Raw genomic sequence first — 12,083 nt, 5'->3', positions numbered from 1 at the left:
CAGGAGCCCGGTCATCGGGCCACATAGCATACCTTGAATTCGACTCAGAGATGAAGGCCAACGCCATCGACACCATGCGCCTTGAAGACGCACGCGTTGCAACAGGAACACGGGCTGCTATGCTTGGGGGTCGTAGAAGGGAAGCGATGGGCCTAATCAGCGAAAAAGCGCGCGGCGCCCGAGAACAGCCTGGGCACCCACTGATACGTAGACAAGCTACACGACTGGACGCCCCGCGGAAGACACCCAACTCGCGACGCCGCTAGTCACAAGGCGGTCGCAAGTTAGAGCCGTCTTGGGCACTCAAGGACCAATGGATATGGAGTTTCGAATCGGGCAAGCCGCCCAAGAACACACGGGCATCCTCGCGGACAGCACCTAAGCGCCGACTGCCAGTCTAAAAATGACAATAAGCAGCCGACGATACAAGTTAACGTCATCAAATGGAATTTCAATGAGCAAGCGCGCGCTAATTACAGGAATCACCGGACAAGATGGATCTTACCTTGCGGAACTATTGCTGCAGAAAGGCTATGAAGTTCACGGAATCAAACGCCGATCCTCGTCCTTCAACACTCAGCGCGTCGATCACATTTATCGTGATCCCCACGATGCAACAAGCAAGTTGCACCTTCACTACGGCGACCTCACAGACTCCAGCAACCTGACGCGTATCGTCGCGGAAGTTCAGCCCGACGAGGTCTACAACCTAGGCGCGCAAAGCCATGTAGCGGTGAGCTTTGAATCACCGGAGTATACCGCGGATGTAGACGCCCTCGGCACCCTCCGGCTGCTGGAAGCCATTCGATTCCTGAAACTATCTGAGAAGACCAGGTTCTATCAAGCCTCAACCTCTGAACTTTTCGGGCTTGTCCAAGAATCCCCCCAACGGGAATCGACTCCATTTTACCCTAGAAGCCCTTATGGCGTAGCAAAACTCTACGCTTACTGGATCACCGTCAATTACCGTGAGAGTTACGGCATGTACGCGTGTAATGGGATCCTGTTCAATCATGAAAGTCCACGTCGCGGCGAGACGTTCGTAACACGCAAGATTACACGCGGCTTGGCAAATATCGCACAAGGCCTTGAGGAGTGTCTCTATATGGGAAACCTCGACTCCCTGCGAGACTGGGGCCATGCCAAGGATTACGTCGAAATGCAGTGGTTGATGCTGCAACAGCAGAAGGCAGTCGACTATGTAATCTCAACGGGCGTTCAATACAGCGTTCGCCATTTCATTGAACTTGCTGCGCTCGAACTGGGTATCACGCTCCAGTTCGTCGGCGAGGGCGATTCGGAAAAAGCCGTCGTTGTCCGGGTAGAGGGCGACCAAGCACCAAACGTGCGTCCTGGAGACACTATCGTGCGCGTTGATCCCCGATATTACCGTCCGGCAGAGGTTGAAACGCTGCTGGGCGACTACGCAAAGGCTGAGCGCGAATTGGGATGGAAGCCGACCACAACTCTGCAGGAAATGGTTTCTGAAATGATTCAGTCGGATTTGCTGGAAGCCAAAGAGAAGCGCTATCTGATTGCATCCGGCATCCGCGATAGCTGACAGGGGGATGTTTAGAGCATCGCTAATTTCAGCAGTTACCGCCATCCTAGTGATGGCGGTCAATTTTCTAGTGAGCGTTGTCACTGCTCGAAGCTTGGGCCCCGAAGGTCGAGGCGCATTCTACTCAGTGCAGGTCTTTGCACTTTTTGTAGCCTCCGCTGCGCAGCTGGGACTCGGACAGGCCATGGTCTATGCAGTGCGCGCGAAAATTATTCAGTTCGGCGCTGCCTATGACCGCTCAAGTGCGTTGACCACTATACTTTCCGTGTGCCTCGCTGCCGCCACATTCCAGGTTTTTCTTTCAGATGGAGATGTCAGTAAATGGACCGCACTCTGCTACGCGGCAGCGGTTTCTATTACCATCTTTTGCGGCTTCTGCGCCCAGCTGGACAGTTCACTTAAAGCATATAATTTTGCAAGAATCGGATTGCCAGTCTTGGTCCTCCTGGGCCTTTGCGCTGCATCACTAGCTGAAACGCTTAGCCTGAGAGTCGCCATCGACATACAAGCAGCCGCGACGCTAGTTATTGCATGCGGGACATGGCTATACCTCCGGAGGAAATTTCGCAGCAAGTCGTCCGATCCGAGCCTGCATCAGGGGCCGAGTAACGCCAACAGGCAATCACTCATGGGACTTGGATTGAAGTTCCACGTGACGACCATGACTGGAATCATCGCAACGAATGCTGACAAGATCTACCTTATGGCAAGAGCAAGCACTGCAGATCTTGGAATCTACTCGATCGCATTTTCTACATCTCGAATACTGAGCTCACTGTACGAATCGATAGCGACATCGCTGTATTCCCGCTACGGCGGACAACGCGAAACCGGATCAACGGATGTGGTCCTACAAGTTTTCCGTATAACATTCGTCCCGATGTTGATCGCCGCCATCGCAGCTGGATTGGCAGGCCATATTTTCATACCAATTATTTTCGGTCAGCGCTTCGTTGGAGCTACGCTACCCTTTTCAATCCTGCTAATTGAAGCGACACTGTCAGGATCTAGTTGGATGCTGGCCCAAAAATTCAATATTGATGGAAAACCCGGACTGGTTGCCGTAAGGCAAGTTGCGTCAGTCATACCGATGCTGGCAGCTTTACCACTCCTGCCGCAAAAGAACTTGATAATTTGGCTATCACTTGTGATGACACTATCCGGTGCAATCAGACTATTTTTAACCGCGCTCTTCATGATTAAGATGGAAAAAATTCTACTACGTCAATTGGTCCCAACCATCAGTGACGCGCACTTTGTGCTTGGCATGTTTGGCAGGAAAGGGAGTTCCGAGTGAAGCAGGGCAGAGGTTTGATTCCGCACGACCAGGTAATGGCAGAACTCAAGGAAAGACTGTCGAGAGTCGCCAGCGTCATTAACAGCAAGGTGATTCACTTTGTGGACATACCAGTTCACGGTAATGTCGGCGACATCCTAATCATGTCTGGAACGTTGAAGTTTCTGAGTGACTATAATATTCGAAGAGTTCAGACGTCCGCGTACTTTAATTATTCCCCGGCTTGGGCCGAGGTTGACGTGCCCATCGTGTTTCAGGGAGGAGGCAACCTGGGAGACCTTTACGATGGCCCCCAAGAAATACGCGAGAGAATCATTTCTCGATGTCTGACAAACAGAATTGTGATCCTTCCCCAGACAATTCACTTCTCAAGCCCTGAAAAGTATGAGGCTTGCTGCGCTCTATTCTCCAAACATCCTGATCTTCACATATTCGTTCGAGACACTAAATCTGCGAATCTGGCGAGGAGAATGACGCCCAACGTCTATCTTTCACCTGATATGGCACATCAGCTTTGGCCAATGAAGACTGCGAAGCGTCCGCAATTTGACCAGCTTGCCTTTAAACGAACTGACGGCGAGCGTAGCAACTCCGCGAGGGTCGATGAATCGCACTCTATCGACTGGCCAGCTCTTATTGGATGGCATGGCACAGCTGTCAGGATTTATGCAAGGCTTGGAAAGCTATCGCTGCTACGCAAATCCAAGTTCGCCGCTAATATACACAGCGAGATTTGGTGCCGTTACGCCAAATATCTAGAGTCTCTCTCTGCGTCGCACTTCAGTCGATACAAGAAAGTTGAAACCGACAGACTCCACGGCCATATCCTGAGCTCACTATTGGGAATTGAGAATGTCGTCGGCGACAACTCCTATGGCAAGAATGGCGGATATATCTGTTGCTGGACTCGCTCTAGCAATTGTGTAACCCTGGCTGAGCATACAGAGCATGGCAAAGACTAATTCACAGATGGACGGAAGATCGCTGTTATGGACCTTCTGTCTCCTGCTAGTGTTGACTTCCATGGCCATCCATCAGCTGCGTTACGCGATGTACCTCATCCCGTTCGCAGCCCTGCTTGCAGTCATCTCTACCCAAAAAATCAGAGTTCCCGCCCCTGTATTACCCTTTCTTGCATACGCTTCTGCCGCTGCCCTCACAATACCATTTGGCGGAGAGCTAGGATTCAAGGACTTTTATTTCGTATTTTCCGGAATCGCGATTTCTCTTGCCTTCGCGAACCCCATTGAGTTCAGCTGGATCAAAGTTCTCCTACCGGTTGTATTTACCTCTAGTATCATCGGGGCTATCACCCTTCGCGGGTGGCACGGCCTTGAATTCGACCTACTCGACTCTTCCTCTTCTCTCGAGAGCACTGGCTCTTTTGTTTGCGGACTATTTGCCGTCGTAGCACTGGCACGATCTCGATGGATGATCTTCATCGTCGCAACAATTGCATCGGTCCTTCTTCTGAAGCGCGCGGCCCTCCTTGGTATTGCGGTATGCGTTCCATTCGCCCTGTTACCTGAGCGGAAGGCAAAGAAGCTACTGTCCAGCCCGATCATGGTACTCGTGAACCTTGTAGCTGTTGCGTTTGCAGTAAAATACGCTGTCGGCGATCTCGATGCCGCAATCACCGCATTAACGGGAAAGTCTGCCAACGAGGTTGGCCTAGGCAGGCAGCTCCTTCAGTCGGAAGCGGCACACAGCATCGTTGGAAGTAGCCACTACATTTTCTACGGAAACGGCGTTGGGACAGCCTACGCCACTTTTCTTGGAAAGTTCGGGCAGGGAGACGCAAACATGCACTCCGATGCTCTCAAGATGATTTATGAGCTCGGGCTTGTATTTTTCCTTACCTTCATATGGCTCGGGTACCGTGCAAAGTCACTAGAAGCAAAAATGCTGTTTCTATATAGCAACTTGATATTCTACTTTGACAACACAATTATCTATTCATTCTATCTATTCTTCCTGCTTTCAATGCAAATGCTTGACCAGGACGACAGAGAGCCGAAACAAGGGAGCCACGTGCCATGCAGCCAGTAGTCTCAGTTGTCATGCCTGCGTACAATGCAGAGAAAACAATTGAGGAGGCCGTTGTCTCCATCCTCAATCAAGACCTGCGCGAAATTGAGCTGATCGTAGTGGATGATGGATCTACGGACCAGACAGGACTCGTCCTTGATCGTTTGCAGGCTGACAGCAGACTTAGAGTATTAACGCAGAAGAACGCGGGCGTGGTCGCTGCCCTCAATGCCGGAATTGCCGTTGCAGCTGGAACATTCATTGCTCGCGCGGATGCTGACGACTATTACAGCCCCAGTCGACTGAGCCTCCAGCGCTCGGTGCTTGACGCCGACCCTCGCGTTTCCCTGGTCTATACAGACTTTTTCAAAGTATATCCCGATGGAACACTCACGCCATCCACAACTCCTGATAACCATGACGATGCGATGACCTCGCTATTTAAAGGCAACTTCGTAATGCACAGCAGCGTCATGTTCCGACGAAAGGACTTCATCCAGGCAGGCGGTTATCGACCTGAGTGGAAACACATTGAAGATTGGGAGCTTTGGTTCAGACTTACTCTTCTTGGCAAAATGGCCAGAGTTGGCGATGGAGTTTCTTTCCTTCGCGTCCACGACGGAAGCGTGTCCGCAAAGCATGAGATTTTCCAGGCAAAAGCTGGATTGAAATTGAGATGGAGCCTGATCCAGTCTCAGCGATACCCTGTTTCAAGTATGATCCATATGATTCGCCCGGCACTGAAAGTCTTCGTGGGCAAGCATGCGCTGTCCGTGGCTCGCAAAGTGCTCGGGAGGAAACGCTATCAATGAGATACATTATTTGTGATTGGGCTGCAAACCGAGGAAATCCCAAGGGCCGCTTGATATTGCTCAGCTTTCGAGCTGTCAATCTGATCAGTCGTATGCCCAAGGCCATCAGGCTCCCTCTACTTCCAGTCGTTGCTGCCTACAGAGTTGCGGTCGAATGGATGCTGGGCGTTGAAATTCCATGGAAAACAAGGATTGGTCCTGGCGCGTCGCTCTACCACGGGGTTGGCTTGGTCATCAATGATCGAGCGATTATTGGTCGCAATGTGGTATTGAGGCACTGCACTACAATTGGCGTTCGCGTTACAAGCTCGAGCTTCGATGGCATCGCCCCAGTTATTGGGGACAATGTAGACATCGGATCAAATGCAACAATTATTGGGCCAATTAAGATAGGGAACAATGTATCGATAGGCGCTGGGAGCGTCGTTATTACAGACGTTCCTGACGACTGCATCGCCGTTGGAAATCCCGCCCGGATAATCAATCGCCGGACAAGCTGAAGATGAGAGTTCTCATTGTCCACAACTATTATCAGCAGGCCGGCGGCGAAGATTCCGTGGTCAGGAACGAAGCGGAGCTGCTTCGTGCGAACGGCCATGAAGTGAAGCTTTACGCTGTCTCCAACCACTCAATCCGAGGGTTCGCATCGAAGATTGTTGCAACGTTGAATGCAATCTTCTCCATTCCCTCATACCTCAGGATACGTAGAGAGATATCTGAGTTTCGTCCTGATGTAGTTCACGTCCACAACTTCTTCCCACTTATTTCGCCATCCGTATTTTATGCCTGCCGAGCGAAGAAGGTACGATCGGTTTTCACTCTTCACAATTACCGAATTGTATGTCCGACTGCGACATTGTACTTTGATGGTAAAGTGACCGAGAGGAGCATAGACGAGGGCCCTTGGTGGACCGTGGCTCGTCGCGTGTATCGGAACTCGCTCATCGGAACTTTTTCAATTGCCGCCAGCGTCTCACTGCATCGGCGACTGGGTACGTGGGACAGGGTTGATCAGTTCATTGCGCTCACCGAGTTTGCAAAGAGCCTCTTTTCGAGAGCAGGGATACCAAGCTCCAAGATTAGAGTGAAGTCCAACTTCTCTCATCTTGAAATTGAAGAGTTCCCCGAGCAGGGAGTTCGTGATGGTTATCTTTTCGTGGGTCGACTTACTGAAGACAAGGGAATACACGTGTTGCTCGAAGCGGCACGTTCCGCTGACGTAGCTGTGACAGTCATTGGTGATGGCCCGCTATCGGACATCGCTTCAGGCAACAAGCACATTAATTTCTTGGGCAAGCGAGATTCTTCGATAATCAGGTCTGAGATGAGGAAAGCCAAAGCGCTTATCGTTCCCAGCCTGTGGTACGAAGGCTTTCCGATGGTCATCGCCGAAGCGTATTCACAGGGCCTTCCCGTCTTTGCTAGTGATATCGGTGCTCTTAGCGAGTTGATAGAGCCAGAAATAACGGGCGAGCTATTTAGTCCGGGGAGCCCTGATGAGCTCGCCGCTCTGTTGACCAGCTATAGAAACTCTGAGCATCGAATAGCGCGGATGAGTTCCGGCGCGCGCAGCCGTTATCTGAACTCCTACTCTCCGGAAGTAAGTCTTCGAACCCTTTTGTCCGCCTACAACTCCGAGCAGCCCCTCTAAATTGCATGGACAGCATCCATAGTGAATAACCCCTCTACTACTATCGACGTTATCGGCGCACCGATCACTCGCGTCAGCTGGGATCAGTCCCTACACCGTATTCACGCTTGGAGCATGCGTCGAGACAGCAGGGTAGTCTGCATCTGCAACGCCCACTCCGTCGTTACAGCACGTCAGGACAAGGAGTTCGCAGCAGCCGTGAACTCTGCCGACATGGCAACGCCCGATGGTGCGCCGGTGGCCTGGCTCATGAGACGTCTTGGGGCTTCCGGACAGCAACGCATCAATGGTCCCGACCTGATGCTCAAGTACTGCGAGGCCGCCGCCAAGCGTGGCGAATCCATCTACCTCTATGGCGGTGCTGAGACGACCTTGGGCATTCTTCGCGACCAGCTGCCCAAGCGATTCCCTGGCCTGGTCATTGCCGGTTCCCACTCACCGCCCTTCCGCGCACTCAGCGAAGAAGAGGATGCTGCCATCGTGCGCGACATCAATGACTCTGGTGCCGGGACGATTTGGGTCAGCCTCGGCTGTCCGAAGCAGGAGAAGTGGATGGCGGCGCACCGTGGCCGCATCAATGGCGTGATGATCGGTGTCGGGGCGGCATTCGACTACCATGCGGGTGTTATCTCCCGGGCCCCGCTCTGGATGCAGAACAATGGCCTCGAATGGCTGCACAGGCTTGCGAGCGAGCCTCGTCGGCTCTGGAAACGTTACTTCGTCACCAACACCCTCTTCATTTGGCACGCTGCGCGCCAGCTTATGACTGCGCAGTCGAAATGACCCATTTGACCGAGCTTCCACCACGTCACTTGAATGCAGCTGACTTCAAGGCCGTGGTTCGGGACACGCCTCTCGTGTCGATCGATCTTCTGGTCATGGATCAGCGGCAACGTATGCTTGTGGGGTTGCGTACCAATGACCCTGCGCGCGGATTCTGGTTTGCTCCGGGTGGTCGCATCCGCAAAGGCGAGAACTTCAACCAGGCCTTCCGCAGGCTGACTGAGGCTGAGCTCGGGCAATCGCTGGATATCAGCGAAGCCACCTTCGTTGGAGCGTATGAGCACTTCTACGCCGAAGACTTTACCGGCGCATCGGATGCAGGCACGCACTACGTGGTGTTGGCGTACTCCATCAGCGTGGATCCCGCGGGAATGGCTCTGCCGGAGGAACAGCATGCTGAGTACCGTTGGGTAACAGCAGAAGATGCTTTGTCCGATGCCTCGATCCACCCCAATACCCAAGCATACGCCCGCAAATAGAAAGGGCCAGCGAACGCTGGCCCTTCCATCCAGAACCTTAGGCGGCGCGCAGGCGCCCTTGATTGTCGAGGAACCAGCGATACGTCTGTTCGACGCCTTCCCGAAGCTCAATCGAAGCCTTCCAGCCCAATTCATTCAACCGTGAGACGTCCAGCAGCTTGCGCGGGGTGCCATCGGGCTTGCTGGTGTCATTGCGGATCTCGCCCTTGAAACCTGTGACGTCCTTCACCAGCTCCGCAAGCTCGCGAATGCTGATGTCATCACCGACACCAACATTGACGATGTCCGAGCCTTCGTAGGTCTCAGTCAGATAGACCGTTGCGGCTGCCATGTCGTCTACATGGAGGAACTCACGGCGTGGCGTCCCCGTACCCCACATGACGACCTCGCTGTCACCACGCTCAGCGGCTTCATGGAACTTCCGCAGAAGCGCCGGAAGCACATGCGAGTTCTGCAGATCGAAGTTGTCGCCCGGCCCATAAAGATTGGTCGGCATCAGGCTGATCGCGTTGAATCCATACTGCTTGCGATAAGCCTGGCACATCTTGATGCCCGCAATCTTTGCGATCGCATACCACTCGTTCGTAGGCTCCAGGCCTCCGGTCAGCAGCGAATCCTCGCGGATGGGCTGCTCGGCGAACTTGGGGTAGATGCACGACGAACCCAGGAAAGTCAGCTTCTTGGCGCCATGGCGGTATGCCGCGTCGATCACGTTGTTCTGGATCTGCAGGTTCTCAAACAAGAATTCGGCAGGGTACGCATCGTTTGCATGGATGCCGCCTACCTTGGCCGCAGCCAGGATGACGATGGCCGGCTTCTCGGCCTCGAAGAGCGCTTCGACCGACGCGCGATCCCTGAGATCGACGCGCTCGCGCCCTGCTAGCAAGAGGTTGTCATATCCCAACGCCTGCAAACGGCGCACCACAGCACCACCCACCAGCCCCCGGTGTCCTGCGACAAAAATCTTATCGTGCTTGTCCATGCCCTTTCCGTTCAACTGCTGAGTCATGGGTCAAATTTTAGCAGACGGCCTCAACCCCATCCGGGCAGTCCGGCCTTGATGACGGGTGGGTTGAGATTTATCCGGGGAAACCAGATAGAATGCCCTCCTCACGGCCCCTTCCGGGTGTCTTGATGCTCGTCCCGGCAGGTTCCGAGGGCGAGGCTGTATACAACGCGCCCGTAGCTCAGCCGGATAGAGTAGTGGCTTCCGAAGCCATTGGTCGGGGGTTCGAATCCCTCCGGGCGCGCCATCTTCCCCTGCTCCCGTCTGCCCTTGCAGACCCGCCCCCCAGCAGGATGCCCCCAGCAACACCCCGGCTCCCAGAGCGTTACCGCCAAGCGCTTCAGCCGGCGGCACAGCGCCATGGCCGATCGACAGCGAGCCTCCGCGCGCGCCAGTCACTCAAGCCCATGCAGCGCCCGCACCTCAGAGTCCCTCTCGACCAGATACATGTTGAACAACTGCGTCGCATCCCGCGACCAGCTCCCCTCCAGCCAGCGCCACGTCCACCTGGGGCAGCTTCCGCTCCAGGTAGTAGATACGGCTGCCATCGCCCGAGAAGTGTCCATCCAGCAGCTGCCAGCGCGCGCGATCCCCCCGGGCAGCGGCTTCCCATCGCAATAGACGTTGCTGTCATCAACGGCGTACAGCGGGTCCTGCGGGATTGTTTGCAGCAGCTCGCCACGCAGGCAGTGCTTTATGCACCGGCCGCAGTATTGCGCCTGTCCCGCCAGTAACCACCGCGCTGGCGGAAGCTGTCGCGGTCGATCGCGGGCAGGCGGGTCCTGGCGTGGTAGACGGCGGGCGCATCGCGCGCGACGAAATAGTGTGCGGGGATGAACTCGAAACTGGCCGCGTCGGCCTTGCGCAGCAGCCGGCCCTGGTGGAAGACCTGGCCTTTGTGGATACGCCAGAATTCGATGCCGTAGGGGCCGACGAATCGCTGGTCGGGAAGTTCGCCGATCTTCTGCCATGGCATGGTCTGGGGCTCCGCCAGTGGTGGGGCCGCTAGTTCAATGCGGTCGGCGGGAAAAACAGCCGAGCGTTGGCTCGGCTCTACAGGTGCCAATGCACCGATGCAGACGGCAACGCCGGGCATGCGCGGCGTTGCCGTTGATGTGCAGATCAGTACTTCCCATCAAACGCAAAAATCGGCTTGCGCTGCTTCCACGCGCCAGCGGTGAAGTCCGGGAACTCCAGCGTCTGGAAACTATTGGCGATCGACTGCTCGCTCAGCGGCGTGATCGCGCTCCAGGTCACTGCATCGTAGATGTCGATCGGCATCGGCGCCTTGGCCTTCAGCGCTTCCACGAAGGCATGGATGACGAACCAGTCCATGCCACCGTGGCCAGCGCTGGCGGCGGTGTCGGCATTCTGCTTCCACAGCGGATGCTCGTATTCGTCCTGGTACTTCTTGAACTCTTCCCACTGGTGCGGCGGGCTGCGGCCTTCGATGTGGACCGAATGGTTCACGTCCATCCACAGGCCCTTGGTTCCCTGCACACGGAAACCCATCGAGTACGGGCGCGGCAGCGAAGTGTCGTGCTGCAGCAGGATGGTCTCGCCGTTCTCGCAGGCCAGCGTGGTGGTGACGATGTCGCCCAGCTTGAACTTGACCTTGGTGCTGGGGTGGGTGGTGCCACCACTCTTGGCCACGGTGTATTCGTGCAGGCCGCGTGCCTTGGTCGCGAACGCGTTGATGTGAGTGAAGCGGTTGCCACGGTTGATGCCGGTGTACATCGCGCACGGGCCGATGCCGTGGCTGGGGTACAGCTCGCCGTTGCGCTCCACCGAATGCTCGGTGCGCCAGCGTGCTTCGCTCCAGCCCTTGGGGCCGAATTCCACGCCACTGTCATAGGGCTGATTCGGGTCGCCGGAATTGAACTTCACGCCGCGCAGGTCGTGCTGGTAACCGGCCTGCAGGTGCACCAGTTCGCCAAACAGGCCCTGGCGCACCATCTGCAGCGCGGCCATCACGTCGCGGCGGTAGCAGACATTCTCCAGCAGCATGTACGGGGTGCCGGTACTCAGCTGGGTCTTCAGCACGTCCCAGTGGTCCTGCAGGGTGATGCCGGCCACCACTTCGCAGCCCACGGCCACGCCGGCCTGCATCGCGGCAATCGCCATCGGCGCGTGGTATTCCCACGGCGTGGCGATGATCACGCCATCGATGCCCTTCTGTTCCAGCAGGCGCTTCCACGCGTTGGTATCACGATCCTGGCCATAGGTCTTCGGCGCGGGCTTGCCGGCCTTCGCCACCATCTCTATGGCACGGCCCAGCATGATCGGCTCGATGTCGCACAGGGCAACCACTTCGACGTCGTCGCGACGTACCAGCTCCTTCAGCAGCACCAGCCCGCGCATGCCGGTACCGATCATGGCCAGGCGCACCTTGCGCCCGCGTGCCCATGCCGGAGTCTGCGGCAGCAGGCTGCTGGCGGCGACAGCGGCACTGGCCGCGATGAATTC

General features: G+C 55.5%; 11 protein-coding genes and 1 tRNA gene. 9 read left to right on the top strand and 3 right to left on the bottom strand.

The window, feature by feature from the left end; genetic code table 11:
- The first annotated feature begins 454 nt into the window (after positions 1–454).
- The 8 genes from gmd to N5D45_RS13170 all read left to right on the top strand — a co-directional run bounded on the left by gmd (position 455) and on the right by N5D45_RS13170 (position 8,611).
- Complete coding sequence (gene gmd / locus N5D45_RS13205; protein WP_057503766.1) at positions 455–1,561, top strand: GDP-mannose 4,6-dehydratase; 1,107 nt, start codon at positions 455–457, stop codon at positions 1,559–1,561.
- 7 nt (positions 1,562–1,568) lie between these two features.
- A complete protein-coding gene (locus tag N5D45_RS13200; RefSeq protein ID WP_279939071.1) occupies positions 1,569–2,858 on the top strand; it encodes an oligosaccharide flippase family protein in 1,290 nt (429 codons plus the stop codon).
- Between the two features lie 35 nt (positions 2,859–2,893).
- Positions 2,894–3,820, top strand: a complete 927-nt coding sequence (locus N5D45_RS13195) for a polysaccharide pyruvyl transferase family protein (RefSeq protein ID WP_279939070.1) — start codon at positions 2,894–2,896, stop codon at positions 3,818–3,820.
- Complete coding sequence (locus N5D45_RS13190; RefSeq protein ID WP_139042437.1) at positions 3,807–4,907, top strand: hypothetical protein; 1,101 nt, start codon at positions 3,807–3,809, stop codon at positions 4,905–4,907. Before N5D45_RS13195 ends, N5D45_RS13190 begins: the two co-directional genes overlap by 14 nt.
- Positions 4,895–5,698: a glycosyltransferase gene (locus N5D45_RS13185; RefSeq protein WP_082587892.1), complete on the top strand. Its 804-nt coding sequence runs from the start codon at positions 4,895–4,897 to the stop codon at positions 5,696–5,698. Before N5D45_RS13190 ends, N5D45_RS13185 begins: the two co-directional genes overlap by 13 nt.
- Positions 5,699–6,200: 502 nt before the next feature.
- Positions 6,201–7,349: a glycosyltransferase gene (locus N5D45_RS13180; RefSeq protein WP_057503769.1), complete on the top strand. Its 1,149-nt coding sequence runs from the start codon at positions 6,201–6,203 to the stop codon at positions 7,347–7,349.
- Positions 7,350–7,547: 198 nt separating this feature from the next.
- Entirely contained in the window at positions 7,548–8,132 is a 585-nt protein-coding gene (locus N5D45_RS13175) for a WecB/TagA/CpsF family glycosyltransferase (protein ID WP_197656695.1), read from the top strand.
- A complete protein-coding gene (locus N5D45_RS13170; RefSeq protein WP_171954904.1) occupies positions 8,129–8,611 on the top strand; it encodes a GDP-mannose mannosyl hydrolase in 483 nt (160 codons plus the stop codon). The genes N5D45_RS13175 and N5D45_RS13170 overlap by 4 nt, the downstream gene beginning before the upstream one ends.
- 37 nt (positions 8,612–8,648) lie before the next feature.
- On the opposite strand, the gene N5D45_RS13165 is transcribed toward N5D45_RS13170, so the two are convergent.
- A complete protein-coding gene (locus tag N5D45_RS13165; RefSeq protein ID WP_049454049.1) occupies positions 8,649–9,593 on the bottom strand; it encodes a GDP-L-fucose synthase in 945 nt (314 codons plus the stop codon).
- 194 nt (positions 9,594–9,787) lie between these two features.
- Here N5D45_RS13165 and N5D45_RS13160 point away from each other — a divergent pair.
- A tRNA-Arg gene (locus N5D45_RS13160) sits at positions 9,788–9,864 on the top strand.
- A gap of 447 nt (positions 9,865–10,311) precedes the next feature.
- Here N5D45_RS13160 and N5D45_RS13155 read toward each other — a convergent pair.
- Together N5D45_RS13155 and N5D45_RS13150 are read right to left on the bottom strand one after the other, a co-directional pair.
- A complete protein-coding gene (locus N5D45_RS13155) occupies positions 10,312–10,593 on the bottom strand; it encodes a hypothetical protein (protein WP_049454051.1) in 282 nt (93 codons plus the stop codon).
- Between the two features lie 146 nt (positions 10,594–10,739).
- A partial coding sequence (locus tag N5D45_RS13150) for a Gfo/Idh/MocA family oxidoreductase (protein WP_279939068.1) occupies positions 10,740–12,083 on the bottom strand: 1,344 nt, incomplete at its 5' end.

Source organism: Stenotrophomonas sp. GD03819 (assembly GCF_029841665.1).
Lineage (GTDB): Bacteria > Pseudomonadota > Gammaproteobacteria > Xanthomonadales > Xanthomonadaceae > Stenotrophomonas > Stenotrophomonas geniculata.
Note: the sequence above shows the minus strand (reverse complement) of the source record. Positions and strands in the feature narration are given on the sequence as shown.